Genomic DNA, 18537 nt, shown 5'->3' with positions numbered 1-18537 from the left:
TGGAATATTTATAAGTGCAAGTGAATATGCCTCTAAAATTGCAATAAAAAAAAGCAGCCGCAGCTGCTTTACTCTTTGCCTATTGTATATTCATGTGTATCAAGATCGATTTTCACTTCAGACATCTTACCGTTTTCCATATTCGAGAACAGGAATCCGATTTTATTGTCGCGCACGATCGGCTGGCCGAGCATCAACAAACGGGACAATTGTTCTTTGTTGATGAATGAAAGAAGGGCGTCCGACTGCGATTTCGATTCTGCGTCTGTCAGAATGGAGAGCGACTCCGCTTCCGCTTCCATCGGGAAGCTCTGCTCAAGCGGCCCCATGTAATCGACATTCACTTTCATGCCGGTCCGGATGTCGCCGATGACGGCGTCCGTTTGTTCAGTGCCATTGTCAAAGTTGATCTTCAAGTCTTCCGGTATGGCGAAATAGATATTGTTCACAAGAATCTTATCGGTGGTCACTTGTGTGATGAATCCTTCTTCGGTCATTTCCTGCTGCTGTTCCGCAGCCACTTCCTGCTCCGGTTCTTTTGCAGGCTCTTCTGCCGCTGGCTTTGCTTCTTTATCATCGGAACATGCTGCCAAAAGGAGCAGGCTTGCTAACATCAATCCAAATTTCTTCAAAAGTATTCATTCCTTTTCATCGTGATCAGAGTTTTGTCGGCGTTTTTAGAAAAGTCCAACGAGTTCATTTTAACCGCTCCGGCTGCATCATGCAATAGCTGAAGGTCATGCTTTCGTATAATAGAAGACTCCGTTGTCCGACAGGCGCTCCAGGATCAGCCCGTCTTCAAGCAGGTAGTCGATTTGACCGATGGTTTCCGACAGCGTCAGCCCCAGCTCTTTCTCGTAGGCATGCGGGAACAGCTGCTTGGTCAAATCGTAGACCGTCCCTTCCCGGCCGTCCAATAGATCGAGCACTTTCATCGCGCGCAGGTGCTGCTTTTCGAGCCGCTGCGTAATCAGTTCATGGACATTGCGCACTTCTTCGCCGTGCCCGCTGTAGATGACATCGATTGGCATCTTGAGCAGCCGGCCCAGCGAGGCATTGTATTGGAGCAGGGATTTCGGCCGGCCTTCTGCCGGATCGAACGGCGGCTCGATCAGCGGATTCGAGCTGACTTTGGCGATGACATGGTCGCCCCCGATCATTTCCCGGCTTTCCTCATTCCAGAAGGACAGATGACTTTGGGCGTGGCCGAGCGTTTCCATCACGCCCCATTCCGGATGGCCGGGAAGCACGTCACCTTCATTGATGGTCATGTCCAAAGGACGGTCTCCGAGGAGGTTCAACGGCCGTTTCATCTTTTTGACCCAGAACCACAGTTCTTCGGGTACGCCTTCCTCTTGTAGGCGCTCGAGATAAAAAGCGTCATGGTAATCGAAGAATGCCTGGTCGCGGCGCAGCCACAGGTCATTATAGGGATGGCCATAAAGCTTGGCATTCTCAAAGCCGTCCACCCATCCTGCATGGTCGGGGTGGTGATGGGTCAGCACGACTTGTTCGATATCTTCCGGCGTGACGTTCGCTTCCTTCAAACCGGCTTTCAGCGCCAGCCATGCTTCCGGTGTTTTCGGCCCCGCATCGATCAGCGTCAATGCATCACCTTTGATCAAATACGAATTGACATCGCCCACCGCAAACGGTGTCGGAATAATAATTTTATGTAAACCCATGTTACCATCTCCTCTAAACTGAATGACTATTCATCTATCATACATTGAAACGGCCAGCCCGTCACCTCCTGCACCATTTGACAAAGGCGTCGAAAACCGCCTATAATGCATGTACATATGAACAAGCTGCGATAAAGGCCAGTACAGAAGGTGATGGTGCCCAGAGAATGCGCTCCTGCTGAAATGCGCATCCCCGCTCCCTTCTCGAACCTGCTTTTGAGCTGCCGTGCAAAACACGGCCGTTTTTCCGCGTTATGGAAATCGAGAAGTGCCGGCAACGGCAAACTTAGGTGGTACCGCGGAAACGGAGCGTTTTCGTCCTTGCAATGCAGGGACGAATGCGCTTTTTTTATTGGAATTCGAATCATTGAAAAAAGCCATTCTATAGAAGAAAAGGAAGTGCTGAAGATGAATATTGTATGTGTAGGAGCAGGATCCATGGCGGAATCGATGATCCACGGCTGGATCAACAAACGCATCATGAAAGCGGAGAATATTGCGGTAATGAACAAATCGGACCTTGAACGGCTCGAAAACCTGAAGGACGAATACGGGGTCAATATTGTCCAGAAAGAGCGCGTCGAATTGCGCGATGCTGATTTCATCCTTCTCGCGATGAAACCGAAAGATGTTGAAGCGGCGCTGACGGACATCAAAGACAACCTGTCCGGCAATGCGGTGATTTTGTCGGTTGTCGCCGGCGTATCCATTGAAACAATCCAGCGCCACGTCGGAAACCTGCCGGTCGCGCGCGCCATGCCGAACACTTCGGCGAAAGTCGGGAAATCGGCGACCGGCGTTGCCTGGAGCAAATGGGTGACGCTTGAGCAGCAGCACGACCTGCGGAACCTCCTATCCTCGATCGGCAGCGTGACGGTCGTCGATGAATCGCAATTGGACGCGGTCACTGCCGTCGCCGGCAGCGGCCCGGCGTATATCTATTATTTCGCAGAAGCGATGACCGAAGCGGCCGTCGCCAACGGGCTTTCCCCGGCGGATGCCAAGCGGCTGGTGCGCCAGACGTTTGCAGGCGCCTCCGACATGCTGCAGCACGAGGATTTTGCGGTGCTGCGCAAAAAAGTGACGAGCCCGAACGGGACGACTGCAGCGGGAATTGCTGCGCTTGAGCGCAACGATTTCAAAGGCATCATCGGCGAATGTGTGAAAGATGCCGCTTCCCGCTCGCAAGCCTTGGGACGGGAATTCAAATAATCCCTTCTGCTATACTAAAACCTGGTGATTCAACATTCAGAGGAGGCATTTGGAGTGGCAAAATTATTTGAACCGTACACAATCAAAGATATTACCTTCAAGAACCGCATCGTGATGGCACCGATGTGCATGTACCAAAGCGACCTGGAAGACGGACACGTCCGCGACTGGCACCGGGTCCATTATCCGACGCGTGCAGTCGGCCAGGTCGGGTTGATCATCATCGAAGCGACAGCCGTCCAGCCCGCCGGCCGCATTTCCGCACAGGACCTCGGCATCTGGGACGATGCCCACATCGAAGGGTTGGCCGACATCGTCCGCTTGATGAAGCAGCACGGGGCGAAAACCGGCATCCAATTGGCACATGCCGGCCGCAAAGCAACGGTCGAAGGACCGATCCAGGCACCGAGCGCGATCGCGTTCAACGACAAGTACCAGACCCCGGTCGAGATGAGCAAGGAAGAAATCAAAGAAACCGTCCAGGCATTCAAAGATGGCGCCGTCCGCGCCAAAAAAGCGGGCTTTGACGTCATTGAACTGCATGCAGCCCATGGCTACCTGATCAACCAATTCCTTTCCCCACTGACGAACAAGCGGAGCGACGAATACGGCGGCTCTTCGGAAAACCGCTACCGCCTCCTCCGGGAAGTGATCGATGCGGTCAATGAAGTATGGGACGGACCGCTCTTTGTGCGCATTTCCGCACATGACTATGCTGAAGGCGGCATGGATCCGGAACAATACGTGGAAATGGCGCAATGGATGAAAGAGCAAGGCGTCGACTTGGTCGATGTCAGCTCGGGCGCCGTAGTGCCTGCCCAGATTCCCGTATTCCCGGGCTATCAGGTGCCGTTCGCCGAAACCATCAAGCACCGCACCCCGATCGCAACTGGAGCAGTCGGCTTGATCACGAGCCCGCTCCATGCAGAAGAAATCCTGCAGAACAACCGCGCAGACATGATCTTCCTGGCACGTGAGCTGCTCCGCGACCCTTACTGGGCTTATACAGCATCCCGGGAACTCGGCGTATCTATCGATGTGCCGGAGCCGTATACACGCGGATGGGTATAAGTCAGTTGCAAAACGTCCGGAATTTAGTATACTTAAAGTAACGTAAAAAAAACCGAATGCAGGCGCATTCGGCCAGCTGCATGCCGCGCAAGAGCGGTTGGCTGGAATCTTGGCTTTTGAAATAACCGTCATTCCTCACCACAAGGGACGGTTATTTTTTTTTATTGACGATCAAGATCATGGAAACGACCAGCGTCAAGGCGCTGATGGTAACCCCGATGCTCGTAAAGACGAGTCCGAATGATTCTGCAATTGTCATATCACCACCCCCTTTCCCGGGAATGGCCAAACCGTCCTCATGCAGCTGTACCTTTATTTTAGCATATATCGAACATATGTTCTATTATTTATATAAAGAATTTAAAATATTACCTAAAAAAAGCCATCTCTTCAGATGGCTTTCCAATTTCTTCTTATTTCTTCTTGATTTCGCGTGTCTGGTGATGCCATTCAAATTCCATCAAGTCCCGGGCGATAAACGCAGACGAATGGACTTCTTTCACTTGGCCCAGCAACCGTTTTTCATCTTCCGGCAAAAACCGTGCGCTGATATGGTTGAAGATCACGTTTTTTGCGCCGGCAAGGCTGGCGGTGCGTGCTGCGTCGAGGAACGTCGAATGCCCATAGTCGGTCGCCAGTTTCTGCGTCTCTGCATCGAACGTCGCTTCGTGGACAATGACGTCCGCATCGCGGCTGAGCCGGATGGCGGCTTCCGAAAACCTTGTGTCGCCTAAGATGGCTACCGTGAAACCCGGTTCCCCTTTTTCCGTCACTTCGGAACTTTTCACCACGGTTCCGTCGCTGAGCCTTACGTCTTCCCCATTTTTCAGCTTTGCAAGAAGCGGCCCTTTCGGCACGCCGAGTGCGGTGGCTTTCTCGATCAAAAGCTTCGGCGGAAGGGGTTTCTGCTGGATGCGGTAGCCCCAGCACGGAATGGCGTGGTCGAGTTCGGCCGTTTCCACTGTCATCCCTTCGTCTTCGCACAGGATGCCTTCGCGTTGCTCAAAATAATTGATGCGGTATGTCAGGTGGGTCCGGCTCAGGCGCAGGACCGTTTCGACATATTCCTGAAGCCCCGGCGGCCCGTAAAGATCGATGGCTTCGTCGCCCCCCAGAAACGAGCGGGATCCCAGCAATCCGGGCAGTCCGAAAATATGGTCGCCGTGCATATGCGTGATAAAGATCTTCTCGATTTTGCGTAATTTCACTGAGGTGTGCAAAATCTGGTGCTGAGCGGCTTCGCCGCAATCAAACAGCCAGACGGTGCCGCGCTCCTCAAGCAGTTTCAAGGCAAGCGAGCTGGTATGGCGCATTTTGGATGGCATGCCCGCACCTGTGCCTAGAAATAATAGCTGCATAATTCCCCTACTTTCTTTCGTGGTCGTGGTCATCCAGAAAATCCTTGCTGAAGCTGGTCTTGGAATCATACGAGGTCTTTTTGTATTTGGCGCCTTTGATCAGGACGTTTTTGCCGAACTTCGCTTCGAGTTTGCTGATCAGTTCGAGCAGCGGCTCTTCTTTGGCATGCTCCTGGTAATTGAACAAGCTCAGCTGCTCGGTCATTTCGCCTTTGTCCGCAACATTCGATATGGTGACTCCGACCAGGCGCAGCGGTTCGCCGTTCCAATGCCTGGTGAAGAGCTCCCAGGCGTTCCGGAATATATCATCTGCTTTCCACACCGTGTTTTTCAACGTGATGCTACGGGTGCGGTTCTGCCAATCGGAGCTCCGCGTCTGGATGCTGACGGTCGGGCCGGCAAGCTCTTTCGCTTCGAGCCGGTTCGCCACTTTGTCTGACAGTTTGCGGAAAATCGCTTTCAGCTCTGCTTCATCGGTTTCATCAATGGGAAGCGTCGTCGATGTGCCGACGCTTTTTGTATCGTAGATGGAATCGGGATCCACAATCCGGTCATCGATGCCGTTCGCGCGCATTTGGAGCCGGATGCCGTTTTTTCCCATCTTCTCTTTCATGAGGCCTTCATTTGCTGTCGCCAGGTCGCCGATCGTCAAAATCGACAGCCGCTTCAATTTCTCCGCTGTGCTTTCGCCGATGCCATGCATCTCGATCACCGGCAAATGCCAAAGTTTTTCCTGGATATCCCGTTTGCGCAGAATGGTGATGCCAAGCGGCTTTTTCATGTCGGAAGCGGTCTTCGCCAGAAACTTGTTCGGGGCGATGCCGAGCGAACACGGCAAATCCAGCTCCGACAGCATGCGCTGTTGGATTTCCTTCGCCAATTCGACGGCATCCCGTTCCATAGCTAAGTCGGTAACATCGACATAGCCTTCATCGATCGACACCGGCTCGACCAGGTCGGTGTAGGAGCGCAAAATTGCGAACATCGCCTTGGAAGCTGCCCGGTACCGCTCGAAATTCGGCGGCAGGAGGATGAGCTCTGGAAATTTGCGCTTTGCTTCGTGCACTTGCATCGTCGTATAGATGCCATGTGCACGCGCTTCATAGGAGCATGTCACGATGATGCCCCGCCGCTCTTTCGGGTTTCCGGCAATCGCGAGCGCTTTCCCTTTCAGGCTCGGGTCATGCGACTGTTCGACCGATGCATAAAAACTATTCATATCGATGTGAAAAATCACTCGCCCTGCCATATGGATCGCTTCGCTTTCTTCATTGTATTCTTCCATTTTACCATAAAAAAGCACGTCCGCCTTACTTGCCGCGCATCTGGAGTTCAGCCCATGCTATGCTTGGGCTGAATTAAAACATGAGAACTCTTTGTTTTTATTCCTGGAAAACGAATGTTTCTCCTGCAGTTGGCGGAGAATGCTTCTACGGGAACATTCATTATTATGGCTAGGAAAATAAATACGCTCAGCAAAGGTTAAAATACGCACGACAAAGGTTAAAATACGCTCAGCAAAGGTTAAAATACGATTCTGAGGATTCCTGCCCACTATTATTGTTTCTCTAATTGATGCCAATTACCATTTTTCCCTAATTGCTTATCTACATAATAAAACAGAGAGAACCGGCCAGGTCCTCTCTGTTTCGATGGCACATTATTTTTTCACGGACTCTCTGACGATTTCGACGAGAAGCTCCGTAAGCTTCTCGAGTTCTTCGATCGGCATGCGCTCTTTTTTAGTATGGATTTCTTCATATCCGACACACAAGTTCACCGTCGGAATTCCGAAACCATTGAAGATATTAGCGTCGCTTCCCCCGCCGCTTGTGAGGATCGGAGAGGGGCGTCCGATGTTGGCAGCCGCCCGTTTGGCGATTTCCACCACCGGTGCATCTTCTTCGAACGAAAATCCGGGGTACATCAGCTTGACTTCTGTGACCGCACGGCCCCCGAAGCTTTCCGCCACTTCTTCGAAGACAGATTCCATATGGGCGGTCTGAGCGGCCAGCTTGTCTTCTTTGATTGAACGGGCTTCCGACAAAATATGCACTTCGTCGCAGACGATGTTCGTCGCTTTGCCGCCTTCGAAACGGCCGATGTTTGCGGTCGTCTCGGAATCGATGCGGCCAAGCGTCATCTTGGATATCGCTTTTGCAGCCAGCGTGATGGCAGAGATGCCTTTTTCAGGAGCTACACCGGCATGCGCCGTTTTGCCATAGATGGTGGTCCACAATTTTGCCTGGTAAGGCGCGGCTGTGACAATGCCGCCCACTTTGCCGTCGCTGTCCACGGCGTAGCCGTATTTGGCGAACAAGAGCGACGCGTCCAGCTCTTTTGCACCCACGAGGCCGCTTTCTTCTCCGGCGGTGATGACGAACTGGATATCGCCATGCTCGATTTCCTGCTCCTGGATCACGCGGATCATTTCGAACATGGCCGCGATGCCTGCCTTGTCGTCAGCCCCGAGAATCGTCGTTCCATCGGAATAGACATAGCCATCGCGGATTTCCGGATTGATGTTCTTCCCCGGAACGACTGTGTCCATATGGGAAGTGAAATAAATCGCCGGCACGTCCGGCGCTGCTCCGCGAAGCGTAGCAATCAGGTTACCGGCACCGTGGCCGTTATGGAACGCTGAATTGTCTTCTTTGACGTAAAAGCCGAGCGCTTCCATTTTTTCTTTCAGAACTTTTGCGATTTTCGCTTCGTCTTTTGTTTCTGAGTCAATTTGTACCAACTCGAGAAATTCATTGAGCAATCTGTCTTTCTTCATTATTGGTACCTCTTTTTCTATTATAATGGCATATTGCCGTGCTTTTTGGCAGGGCGGGAATCTTTCTTGTGGCGCATCATTTCAAGCGCCTGGATCAGTTTGATGCGGGTTTCCCTCGGATCAATGACGTCATCCACCATCCCTTGCGCTGCTGCGACATACGGATTTGCGAATTTTTCGCGGTATTCTTCAATTTTCTGGGCGCGCATCTCTTCCGGGTTGTCGCTTGCAGCGATTTCACGTGCAAAGATGATGTTTGCAGCGCCGTTCGGTCCCATGACAGCGATTTCCGCATTCGGCCATGAATAAACCAGATCCGCACCGATCGATTTCGAGTTCAGGGCAACATAAGCGCCGCCATATGCCTTGCGCAAGATGACTGTCATTTTCGGCACCGTTGCTTCTGAATAGGCATAGAGAATCTTCGCGCCGTGGCGAATGATTCCGCCGTGTTCCTGTTTAATGCCCGGGAAAAAGCCGGTGACATCTTCGAATGTGATCAACGGGATGTTGAACGAATCGCAGAAGCGGATAAACCGCGCAGCTTTATCGGACGAATCGATGTCCAGGCCGCCTGCCATCACTTTCGGCTGATTGCAGACCAATCCGACGGTTTCGCCTTTGATCCGAGCAAGGCCGATGACGATATTGCGGGCAAACTCGGGCTGCACTTCCATAAAGCTGTCCGTATCTACGACCTGCTCCACGACTTTCCGGACATCGTAAGGCCGGATGGCTTCATACGGAACCACATCGGCAAGATCCGGACGGTAATCGTCCTCTTCATCGAGGGCTAGGCGCGGCGGCAGCTCCTGGTTGTTCTGCGGCAAGTAACTGATGAGACGGCGCACCATCTTCAAGACTTCCTCTTCGGAATCCGAACGGAAATGCGCATTTCCGCTGATTGCTGTATGTACTCTCGATCCACCAAGGTCTTCGGAAGATATCTTCTCGCCGGTCACCGTTTCGATGACTTTCGGGCCTGTGATGAACATCTGGCTCGTTTTATCGACCATGAAAACAAAATCCGTGATTGCCGGCGAATACACCGCGCCGCCGGCAGATGGCCCCATAATGACCGAGATCTGGGGAATGACCCCTGAATAGATCGAATTGCGGTAGAAAATATGGCCGTATCCATCGAGCGACAAGACGCCTTCCTGGATGCGGGCGCCGCCTGAATCGTTCAAGCCGATGAATGGCGCGCCGTTTTTCGCCGCCAGGTCCATGACATTGGCAATTTTCTTCGCATGCATTTCGCCAAGGGCGCCGCCGAAGACCGTGAAATCCTGTGAAAACAGGTAGATCGGGCGTCCATTGACTTTTCCGTAACCTGTTACTACGCCTTCGCCTGGGCCTTTTGCCATGCCGAAATCAGTCGTGCGGTGCTCCATAAACGGGCTGAGTTCCACGAATGAGCCTTCATCGACCAATAATTCGATCCGTTCGCGCGCTGTCAGCTTCCCCTTTTCGTGCTGCTTGCTGATGCGGTCTTCCCCGCCCCCAAGCTCGATTTCCCGCTTGCGGTCGTACAATTCATTGATTCTTTCGTAAATGTCCATTTCCCCACTCCTCAATCATTGCTTTTCACAAAGTTCGTATAATACCCCATTTGAAGATTTCGGATGCAAAAAGGCCACCATCGCCCCGCCGGCTCCCGGTTTTGCTTCCTCGCTTAAGAGCTGCACCCCTTTTTCACGCAGATCCGCCATACGCGTATCGATATCCTCCACGCCGAACGCGATGTGGTGGATGCCTTCGCCCCGCTTTTCCATGAACTTGGCTATCGGGCTTGACTCATCCATGGGCTCCAGCAGTTCCAGTTTGATGTTGCCGGCATCGATGAACGCCACCCGGACTTTCTGCGAAGCCACTTCCTCGATTTTCAATAAAGGACAGCCGAGCGTCTCCGTGTAATACGGAATGACTTCTTCCAAATTGCGCACTGCGATGCCGATATGGTCGACTTTCTTCATCTTTTTCACTTCCTTTTGTAAGTTCTCTTTTATTGTACCTATTCAAGCCTTAAAACTCTAGTTGTTCGCAGAATATTGGGTACAGTAAACCCTCACTCTACAAATCGCTCCCCATTTATGTTATCATTTTTCTAAGCAATCAAGAGACAAAGGAGCAATAATTGAATGAGAAACCAATCTTTCCGCAAATTTGTTATCTATGCCATGATCACATTGATGCTATTGTCGTCACTGATGATGGGCCTTAGCTTCATCATTTAATCTTCAAAAACAGCAGAAGCCTCCGGGCTTCTGCTGTTTTTAGTTTGATGCTATTTAAAGGTGCTGGCAATAAACTTTGAAGCATCCTGCCCGGCGAAAATACGGGTGCCGTGATGGAAAGTCCGTATAGTCGGAGAGCGGAAACATGCTATCCGCAGGCTATTTAAAAGTCCTTCATACGTAAATCCGTTATGGAGAGCCGATCTCATCTCGCCGTTCGCTTCCGACCCATTTAAAAAAAGGATAGCCATCCTTGAAGCTGAGCAGGCTATCCCTGGATTTAGGCATCCGATGTTTTTTTGTTTGTGAACCCTTTATAGGAAGATTTGATTTCCAAATAATCTTCCATTTCTTCAATGACATGGTGAAGAGCTGCCATCGCCAGGAATTTCTGGTGGTTGTCCGGGAGCGGCATCTCGGCGAATTTAGTTTTCAAAGACTCCAGCTTCGCCAGATAATGGGACGCGGTATTGCCCGAATGCACGTGGGCTGCCAGATCTTCCATGAATTCCGCCACCATGCTGGATTGGCCGATGGTCACCGGCAGCGCTGTAATCTTCGGAAGAATGCGCTCGATGATTTCGAGCTGCTGTTCGCGCATGTCGAAATAGCGGTAGTACTTGTTTTCGAGCCTCGTGACATGATTTTCTACGTCCTGGTAGGCCAGTGCTTTGGCTTTCCGCAGGAGTGCTTCGCTCTCCATCAATTCTTTGCCGGTCCAGTCGGAATCGCCTTGGCGCAGATAATGTGCGGTTTCCTTGAAGATGGTAGAATACAGGGTCTCGATGTCATACCGGTATGCGTCGAGCTTTTTCTCGATGCTCGGCATGTACATATTGACTGCAAGCGCCGTTCCGAAACCGACGGCCATCAGTGATAATTCATTTAAAAACAGATCAAGCGTCAAATTCTTGGAATCGTAAATATGCAGCAGGATGACGGCGCTGGAGACAAAGCCGTCCGAGAATCCGAGCGAAACAAGCACGGGGATGAACAACAGAATCATCAGCCCGAATATCGCCGGATGATAAGCGATCCCTTCGAAGAAGACAAAGGCATAGCCCACACCGATCAAGCTCGCGACAAAACGGGAAAACGCAGCCCGTATCGAACGCTTCTTGGTCGGCTGGATGCACAGGATCGCCAGGATGCCGGCTGAAACATAATAATCCAATTGTAAAAGCTGCGCCACGTAGATCGCGGCCGCGGCGCCTGCCGCCGTTTTCATCGTCCGGTAGCCGATGGAGAATCGTTTCAGTTTCATAGCCCTCTCCTTTTTCACGTTAAAAAAGATGCCCTTTTTCAAGGGCATCTAAAAACTTAAATTTCGTTGCAGTGCTCTTCGAACATTTCCTGGATGTGCGAAATGACGGACATTGGGTCATGCCCTTCGATTTCGTGGCGGCCGATTTCGTCCACCATCTTGCCGTCTTTCAGCAAGACGAATGAAGGAGAAGACGGCAGGTGGTCATCGCCGAAAATGGCGCGGGCCTGTGCTGTCGCTTCCTTGTCCTGGCCTGCAAATACCGTCAGCAAACGGTCCGGGCGCTTGTCGTAATGCACGGAATGCAATGCAGCAGGGCGTGCAATGCCGCCGGCGCATCCGCAAACCGAGTTGATCATGACGAGGCTAGTGCCTGGCTGTGCAAACACATCATTCACTTCTTCAGCTGTCTCTAATTGTGTATATCCGCCGTCAACCAATTCCTGACGCGCTTGTTTGACGATATCGTTCATCAAAAAGTTGAAATCCATAGCCATTCGTTCATCACTCCTTTAAATTTTCCTTCATTAATCATAGCAGGCTTTGAATAGACTTGCAAAAGAGCTTACTCAAAAAGGGTCTCGATGGCGCGGGTGACGGTCACCTGTTCCTCCATCACTTTTTGTTCCAGTTCTTTTACTTGCTCACGGCGATTGCGGTCATCGAAAAAGCGGCTGAGCAGCTCGTCGGTGAGCATCGAACGGAACCAGTCTTTTGTCTGTTTCTGGCGGCGGCTCTTGAAGATGCCGTTCGCTTTTGCAGCCGTTTCGAATTCCTGTACCATGTCCCAGACTTCCCGGATGCCGGACTCTTCAAACGAAGAGGCTGGCAGAGCTTGCGTTTTCCAGCCTTCCGTCGCCTGCTGCAGGAAATGCAGAATGCTTTTGTATTCGCGGACGGTCTTTTTCGCGAGCTCCGCGTTCGGCCCGTCCGCCTTGTGGACGATGATGGCATCCGCAAGCTCGAGGATGCCCTTTTTCATGCCTTGCAGCTCATCCCCGGCACCGGTCAAAACGAGCAGCAGAAACATGTCGACCATGCCGCGCACCAGCGTCTCGCTTTGTCCGACGCCGACCGTTTCCACCAAAATGATGTTATAGCCTGCCGCTTCGCACAGCAGCATCGTCTCGCGCGTCTTTTTGTGGACGCCGCCCAGTGTGCCAGCTGTCGGTGAAGGCCGTATGAACGCTTTCGGATTTTTTGCCAAGCTTTCCATCCGGGTCTTGTCGCCGAGGATACTGCCGCCAGTGACCGACGAACTCGGGTCGATGGCGAGGACCGCCACACGGTGCCCAAGCGAAGTCAGCAGCTCGCCGAATGTCTCGATAAATGTGCTTTTTCCGGCCCCCGGAACGCCGGTGATGCCGATCCGGATGCTGTTCCCGGTTTCAGGCAGCAGCCGGTTCAATAGCTCCTGCCCGAATTTCTTGTCGTCCGGATTGGCGCTTTCCAGAAGCGTAATCGCCTTTCCTAAATGCAAACGAGATCCGCTCTGGACTCCGTTGGCCAGTTCTTCCAGATCGAAATTCCTTGCCGGAGGTTTTTTGAACTTTTTGCGGGGCGCCGATTTCATGCCGTCATGGGATTCATTGACCCCTTCCATGACCCGGCGCGACCCTTGTTCGCGGTCCATCAGTCGGCCACTTCCTCATATCCGAGCCGCTGGTAGATTTCTTCAATGACTTTTTGGGCCGCTACCGGAATGACGGTTCCCGGACCGAAAATGGCGCTTGCGCCGTTTTCGCGGAGGAATGCATAATCCTGTGCCGGAATGACCCCGCCGACGACAATCAAGATGTCCTCGCGCCCGACTTTTTTCAATTCCGCTGCCAAATCCGGCACAAGTGTCATATGGCCGGCAGCCAGGGAACTGACCCCGATGACATGTACATCATTCTCAGCTGCCTGCTGTGCGGTTTCTGCAGGTGTCTGAAAGAGCGGTCCGATATCCACATCAAAGCCAAGATCGGCAAACGCCGTCGCGATGACTTTCGCGCCGCGGTCATGTCCATCCTGCCCCATCTTCGCAATCAGGATACGAGGACGGCGACCTTCATTTTCAATAAAATCTTCGGTCATTTCTTTGACGATCTTCATTTCTTCCTGGTTGGAGAAATTGGAGCTGTATACGCCGCTCACTGAACGGATCACCGCCTTATGTCTGCCAGACGCTTTTTCGATGGCATCCGAAATTTCCCCGAGCGATGCGCGGTGGCGCGCCGCATCGATGGCACATGCCAAAATATTGGCTTCGCCGCTTTCGGCAGCATGCGCTAATGCATCAAGGGCATTTTGGACCTTTTCCTCGTCCCGTTCCGCTTTCATGCGGTCCAGCCGCTCAATCTGCTTTTTGCGGACCATGGTGTTGTCGATGTTCAGGATATCGATCGGGTCTTCCTGGTCCAGCCGGTAGCGGTTGACACCGATGATAACTTCTTCATTCGAATCGATTTGCGCCTGCTTTTTGGCAGCCGCTTCTTCGATCCGCATCTTCGGCAAGCCGGTTTCAATCGCTTTTGCCATGCCGCCGAGCTCTTCGACTTCCTCGATCAATGCCCATGCTTTCTCCGTCAATTCCTTGGTCAGCGCCTCAACATAATGCGAGCCGCCCCATGGATCGATGACTTTGGTCATGCCGGTTTCTTCCTGCAGGAACAACTGCGTATTGCGCGCAATCCGCGCAGAGAAATCGGTCGGAAGCGCAATCGCTTCATCAAGTGCATTCGTGTGAAGGGATTGCGTATGGCCCATCGCAGCCGCGTTCGCTTCAATCAACGTACGCGTGACGTTGTTGAATGGGTCTTGTTCGGTCAGACTCCAGCCCGAAGTCTGAGAGTGCGTCCGGAGTGCCAGCGATTTATCGTTTTTCGGATCGAACGATTTCATCATCTTCGCCCAGATTTCCCGGCCGGCACGCATTTTCGCAATCTCCATGAAATAATTCATGCCGATGCCCCAGAAAAACGACAGTCGCGGTGCGAATGAATCGATGCCGATCCCAGCAGCGAGCCCGGTACGCACGTATTCCAGTCCGTCAGCCAGCGTATAAGCCAGTTCAATGTCAGCTGTCGCCCCTGCTTCCTGGATATGGTAGCCCGAGATGGAAATCGAGTTGAACTTCGGCATATGCTCAGATGTGTATTTAAAAATATCTGCGATGATCTTCATCGACATCGCAGGCGGATAGATGTATGTGTTGCGGACCATATACTCTTTCAGAATGTCGTTTTGGATCGTTCCCGCCAAATGTTCCGGCGAGACGCCTTGTTCTTCCGCGGCGACGATGAAAAATGCCATGATCGGCACAACGGCCCCATTCATGGTCATGGAGACCGACATCTGGTCCAGTGGAATGCCGTCAAACAGAATTTTCATATCTTCGACGCTGTCAATCGCAACTCCCGCCTTGCCGACATCGCCGACGACGCGCGGATGATCGGAATCATATCCGCGATGGGTTGCCAAGTCAAAAGCGACGGAAAGGCCCTTCTGCCCCATCGCTAAGTTCCGGCGGTAAAATGCATTGCTTTCTTCAGCAGTCGAGAAGCCTGCATACTGGCGGACAGTCCACGGGCGAGAGACGTACATCGTCGGGTACGGCCCACGGACGTTCGGTGCAAAGCCCGGCATGCTGTCCTTAAGGGCTGCCGTGTCTTCCGCCGTGTAGACCGGTTTGACCGCAATCCCTTCATTCGTTTCAAAAGGCTCCTGCTGGATGGCTTCATTTTGCTTGATTCTCAATTGCGCTAAGTCCACTTTGGAAAAATCAGGTTTCGGCATGTTTACAAGGCCTCCTTTCCGAGACTGAGGATTTGTTCGAGCTTGGATGTGATATGCCGTCCGGAATAGATGGCGTCTTGTACGCCAAAGGATTTCCATTCTTCCGCTTTGTCTGCCGGAATTCTGCCGGCTATATCGACGTTAGCCGCTGTGTGCAACCCCGGCAATAGCTCCCCGATCTCTTCTTTCGATCCGCAAAGGACCGCATAATCAATGCCATGTTCAGCCAAATAGCGGTTGGCTTCTTCGGCTGTCGGTAGTTCCGGACTGATTGCCGGTTCGATGCCGCCGACTGCCAGGAAGCCCTGCACAAAATCGGACTGCGCTTTGACGGCCTTTAACGGGCCAAGGTGAAGGATTGCCGTCTTCAAAATTTTCTCTTTGTTTTGTGAGCGTAACTTTTCGAAAGGCGATGCCAGGCGTTTTGCTGTGATGTACTCAAGGTGGCTGTCATCGATTGCCCCTTCTTTTACCACTTCCTGCGGATCGGCGTAGACATTCGTGCCGATCAGAGAGGCCTTCCGTGTGGCCACTTGTTCTTTGCGCTCCAGCCACTTCGCCTGGAAGTCATCTGCAAGCCAGCCGGACTGCATCACTTCGGCATAGCCTCCGGCCCCTTCGATTTGGAGGAAATAGCTCCATGCCGCATCAACGTACTCTTTTGTCAGTGTCTCGATAAAATAAGAACCGGCAGAAGCGTCGAGCACATGGGTCACATGCGTTTCTTCTTTTAGGACCAATTGGACATTTCGCGCAATGCGGCGGCTTTTGCCGTCGGGCCCCGTCAGGAAATCATGCGGATGGACCGTATGGGCGTTTGAACCGCCGAGCACCGCCGAAAAGGCGGAATTGCCCGCCCGGAGCAGGTTCACATAAGAATCCAATTTGGAATAAGAACGCACCGAACTCTCGGTGAAGACCGGAATCGGCGGTGCTTCTTGGCCGTAGGCTTCACAAAAAGCGTTCCACAGCACCCGGAAAGCGCGCAGTTTCGCTATTTCCTGGAAAAATTGCGTATCCACTGCAAAACGGACCCACAGTTTCGATGCCTCTTCCTGGAAATTCTCTTTTGTAACCGATTCGGCTAGAATGCTGAGTGCCACCCCGAGTTCGTGGACAATCGTGCCGCCTGCCTGGTGGACAGGGATCGTATCGACCATCCTAGTCCGTACATTCTTCGGCGCTTCTACTGGGTGTTCCGAGAAAATGACGCCTTGCACATGATCGGACCCTTCTTCGGCGATAAAGTCGAAGACGCGCAGGATTCCGTTGTCTTCTTTGACCAGCTTGAAATAAAGCGGGTAGCGGACGATCAATGCTGCAAGCTCCTCCAGTTCAGCGTCCGACCAGACCAGGTTTTTATGGCTCGTATAGACGATCATTTCATTTCCTTTGGAGATGTCTTCTTTGGCAGCTTTTAAAAACTCGCCTGCTGTTTCTGCAGCCGTTTCCTGTGCGATAAACCAGCCCGGCAAGCGCTTGCCATTCTGGACGGCGGCCGCCTGGTTTTCTGCCGAATGGAGGATGCGTTCAAGCATTTCTTTGGTATATAAAGGTTCGAGGGTGATCTCTTCAATGGTCGGCGTTTTTAATATGTCGTCAAAAGGCTTGCCTTTCAGCGCCTTTTGGGCCGCTTCTTTCCATTCTTGGTATGTACGTTCCGAAAATTGAGTCTTTTTCATCGATTCGATAGTCAAGCTTTTCCCTCCCTACAGGATCTCTCTTTCATTTTACCTGAGTGCTGCAAGACATTAAAGCAAAAAAAAGCCCGAAGTCGGTGGACTTCAGGCTTTGCACTTAATAGACAGATGTATTTTCTTTGTTCATGTTCTCCAGGATCTCTTTTACGCGGCCGAGGAATTGTCCGCAGACAAGTCCGTCAAGGACGCGGTGGTCAAGAGAAAGGCAGAGGTTGACCATGTCGCGGGCGGCGATCATGCCATTGCCCATGATCATTGGGCGTTTGACAATCGATTCCACTTGCAGGATGGCTGCCTGTGGATGATTGATGATGCCCATCGACTGGACCGAACCAAACGAACCGGTATTGTTGACGGTGAATGTTCCGCCCTGCATGTCTGCAGAACCGAGTTTGCCGCCTCGCGCCTTGAGCGCAAGATCGTTGATGTCGCGGCCGATGCCTTTTACCGATTTCTCATCTGAATTGCGGATGACCGGCACGAAAAGTGCGTTGTCAGAAGCGACAGCAATCGAGATGTTGATGTCTTTCTTCTGGATGATCTTGTCGCCTGCCCACATCGAGTTCATCATCGGGAATTCTTTCAAAGCTTGGGAAACGGCTTTCACGAAGAACGCGAAGTACGTAATGTTGAACCCTTCTTTTTTCTTGAATTCGCCTTTGATCGAATCGCGGTATGCGACAAGGTCCGTAACGTCCACTTCGATCATCATCCATGCGTGAGGCGCTTCGTGCTTGCTCTTCAGCATATTGGCAGCAATTGCGCGGCGGACGCCGGTAACCGGAATTTCCACATCTCCCGGAGCGCTTTGGATCGGAGCGGATTTGGCGGCAGGTGCAGACGGCTGCGCTTGCGGTGCTGCCGTTTGTGGAGCCGGCGCTTCCGGTTGGGCAGGCGCTGCAGCCGGTGCATCGCCCGCTTTCGGGATATTGCCGCTTTCGATCAAGCTTAGCAAATCTTTGCGCGTGATGCGCCCTTCATTGCCGGACCCCTGTACTTGCGACAAATCGATGTCGTTATCTTGCGCCAGGCGGAGAACCGCCGGCGAGTAGCGGGCTTTTGATCCTTCCGGCCGAACCGGTTGGGAAGAGCCTTTTTCGCCGGTCAAGCCTTTTGTAACCTCTGTGTCCGCTGCCGGCATGACGTTTTCTTTTCCTGCATTGGCAGGCTGCGGCGTCGCTTCTTCAGCAGGGGCTGAATCGCCGCCTTCTGTTTCGATGGTACAGACGATTTCGCCGACTGCGAGTGTTTCTCCTTCAGCAGCAACCAGTTCCTTGATGGTCCCTGTGAATGAAGAAGGCACTTCCGCTGTCACCTTATCTGTGTTGACTTCCGCCAACGGATCGTATTTATTGACGTGGTCGCCCGGTTGGACGAGCCATTTCTCAATGGTGCCTTCCGTGACGCTTTCGCCAAGCTGGGGCATTTTGATATTTTCAATAGCCAAAGGG

Annotated in this window: 16 protein-coding genes; 3 read left to right on the top strand and 13 right to left on the bottom strand. The window is 52.3% G+C overall.

All coding sequences use genetic code 11. From position 1 onward, the window contains the following. Window positions 1-68 precede the first annotated feature (68 nt). Together ACFSDB_RS14605 and ACFSDB_RS14600 are read right to left on the bottom strand one after the other, a co-directional pair. Window positions 69-632 (bottom strand): hypothetical protein, encoded by a 564-nt coding sequence (locus tag ACFSDB_RS14605; RefSeq protein WP_204890522.1) that lies wholly within the window; start codon window positions 630-632, stop codon window positions 69-71. Between the two features lie 105 nt (window positions 633-737). Further along, entirely contained in the window at window positions 738-1685 is a 948-nt protein-coding gene (locus ACFSDB_RS14600) for an MBL fold metallo-hydrolase (RefSeq protein WP_204890521.1), read from the bottom strand. Between the two features lie 408 nt (window positions 1686-2093). Between ACFSDB_RS14600 and proC the strand changes: the two genes are divergently transcribed. Then, window positions 2094-2897: a pyrroline-5-carboxylate reductase gene (gene proC, locus ACFSDB_RS14595; RefSeq protein ID WP_204890520.1), complete on the top strand. Its 804-nt coding sequence runs from the start codon at window positions 2094-2096 to the stop codon at window positions 2895-2897. Window positions 2898-2951: 54 nt separating this feature from the next. Beyond that, window positions 2952-3968 (top strand): NADPH dehydrogenase NamA, encoded by a 1017-nt coding sequence (gene namA / locus ACFSDB_RS14590; protein WP_204890519.1) that lies wholly within the window; start codon window positions 2952-2954, stop codon window positions 3966-3968. Window positions 3969-4381: 413 nt separating this feature from the next. Here the strand turns inward: namA and rnz are convergent, their stop codons facing one another. The 5 genes from rnz to mce form a co-directional block, all read right to left on the bottom strand. After that, entirely contained in the window at window positions 4382-5326 is a 945-nt protein-coding gene (rnz, locus tag ACFSDB_RS14585; protein WP_204890518.1) for a ribonuclease Z, read from the bottom strand. A gap of 7 nt (window positions 5327-5333) precedes the next feature. Next, a complete protein-coding gene (locus ACFSDB_RS14580; protein ID WP_204890692.1) occupies window positions 5334-6575 on the bottom strand; it encodes a DNA polymerase IV in 1242 nt (413 codons plus the stop codon). Between the two features lie 411 nt (window positions 6576-6986). Continuing rightward, window positions 6987-8105: a M20/M25/M40 family metallo-hydrolase gene (locus ACFSDB_RS14575; protein ID WP_204890517.1), complete on the bottom strand. Its 1119-nt coding sequence runs from the start codon at window positions 8103-8105 to the stop codon at window positions 6987-6989. 20 nt (window positions 8106-8125) lie between these two features. Next, window positions 8126-9667 carry an acyl-CoA carboxylase subunit beta gene (locus tag ACFSDB_RS14570; RefSeq protein WP_204890516.1) on the bottom strand — a complete coding sequence of 514 codons (1542 nt, stop codon included), beginning with the start codon at window positions 9665-9667 and terminating at the stop codon, window positions 8126-8128. A gap of 15 nt (window positions 9668-9682) precedes the next feature. Further along, window positions 9683-10081, bottom strand: coding sequence for a methylmalonyl-CoA epimerase (mce, locus tag ACFSDB_RS14565; protein WP_204890515.1), 399 nt, complete (start codon window positions 10079-10081; stop codon window positions 9683-9685). Between the two features lie 165 nt (window positions 10082-10246). Between mce and prli42 the strand changes: the two genes are divergently transcribed. After that, a complete protein-coding gene (prli42, locus tag ACFSDB_RS14560) occupies window positions 10247-10342 on the top strand; it encodes a stressosome-associated protein Prli42 (protein ID WP_204890514.1) in 96 nt (31 codons plus the stop codon). A gap of 280 nt (window positions 10343-10622) precedes the next feature. Here the strand turns inward: prli42 and ACFSDB_RS14555 are convergent, their stop codons facing one another. The 6 genes from ACFSDB_RS14555 to ACFSDB_RS14530 all read right to left on the bottom strand — a co-directional run bounded on the left by ACFSDB_RS14555 (window position 10623) and on the right by ACFSDB_RS14530 (window position 18533). Next, a complete protein-coding gene (locus ACFSDB_RS14555) occupies window positions 10623-11606 on the bottom strand; it encodes an aromatic acid exporter family protein (protein WP_204890513.1) in 984 nt (327 codons plus the stop codon). A gap of 56 nt (window positions 11607-11662) precedes the next feature. Next, window positions 11663-12103, bottom strand: a complete 441-nt coding sequence (locus ACFSDB_RS14550) for a BrxA/BrxB family bacilliredoxin (protein ID WP_204890512.1) — start codon at window positions 12101-12103, stop codon at window positions 11663-11665. A gap of 68 nt (window positions 12104-12171) precedes the next feature. After that, window positions 12172-13239, bottom strand: coding sequence for a methylmalonyl Co-A mutase-associated GTPase MeaB (meaB, locus tag ACFSDB_RS14545; protein WP_204890511.1), 1068 nt, complete (start codon window positions 13237-13239; stop codon window positions 12172-12174). Then, on the bottom strand, window positions 13239-15386 hold the full coding sequence (scpA, locus tag ACFSDB_RS14540; RefSeq protein WP_204890510.1) for a methylmalonyl-CoA mutase: 2148 nt from the start codon (window positions 15384-15386) through the stop codon (window positions 13239-13241). Before scpA ends, meaB begins: the two co-directional genes overlap by 1 nt. 2 nt (window positions 15387-15388) lie before the next feature. Next, on the bottom strand, window positions 15389-17083 hold the full coding sequence (locus ACFSDB_RS14535; RefSeq protein WP_204890509.1) for a methylmalonyl-CoA mutase family protein: 1695 nt from the start codon (window positions 17081-17083) through the stop codon (window positions 15389-15391). A gap of 100 nt (window positions 17084-17183) precedes the next feature. Next, window positions 17184-18533, bottom strand: a complete 1350-nt coding sequence (locus tag ACFSDB_RS14530; RefSeq protein WP_204890508.1) for a dihydrolipoamide acetyltransferase family protein — start codon at window positions 18531-18533, stop codon at window positions 17184-17186. Between the last annotated feature and the right edge of the window lie 4 nt (window positions 18534-18537).

It is taken from the genome of Planococcus chinensis (assembly GCF_042681545.1).
GTDB lineage: Bacteria > Bacillota > Bacilli > Bacillales_A > Planococcaceae > Planococcus > Planococcus chinensis.
This window is presented reverse-complemented; position numbering and strand designations above follow the sequence as displayed.

Coding starts and splice junctions, on each gene's coding strand:
- ACFSDB_RS14550 (WP_204890512.1), bottom strand. CDS start 12,103: ATGGCTATGGATTTCAACTTTTTGATGAACGATATCGTCAAACAAGCG.
- mce (WP_204890515.1), bottom strand. CDS start 10,081: ATGAAGAAAGTCGACCATATCGGCATCGCAGTGCGCAATTTGGAAGAA.
- meaB (WP_204890511.1), bottom strand. CDS start 13,239: ATGGACCGCGAACAAGGGTCGCGCCGGGTCATGGAAGGGGTCAATGAA.
- ACFSDB_RS14580 (WP_204890692.1), bottom strand. CDS start 6,575: ATGGCAGGGCGAGTGATTTTTCACATCGATATGAATAGTTTTTATGCA.
- proC (WP_204890520.1), top strand. CDS start 2,094: ATGAATATTGTATGTGTAGGAGCAGGATCCATGGCGGAATCGATGATC.
- ACFSDB_RS14575 (WP_204890517.1), bottom strand. CDS start 8,105: ATGAAGAAAGACAGATTGCTCAATGAATTTCTCGAGTTGGTACAAATT.
- scpA (WP_204890510.1), bottom strand. CDS start 15,386: ATGCCGAAACCTGATTTTTCCAAAGTGGACTTAGCGCAATTGAGAATC.
- ACFSDB_RS14570 (WP_204890516.1), bottom strand. CDS start 9,667: ATGGACATTTACGAAAGAATCAATGAATTGTACGACCGCAAGCGGGAA.
- prli42 (WP_204890514.1), top strand. CDS start 10,247: ATGAGAAACCAATCTTTCCGCAAATTTGTTATCTATGCCATGATCACA.
- rnz (WP_204890518.1), bottom strand. CDS start 5,326: ATGCAGCTATTATTTCTAGGCACAGGTGCGGGCATGCCATCCAAAATG.
- ACFSDB_RS14600 (WP_204890521.1), bottom strand. CDS start 1,685: ATGGGTTTACATAAAATTATTATTCCGACACCGTTTGCGGTGGGCGAT.
- ACFSDB_RS14555 (WP_204890513.1), bottom strand. CDS start 11,606: ATGAAACTGAAACGATTCTCCATCGGCTACCGGACGATGAAAACGGCG.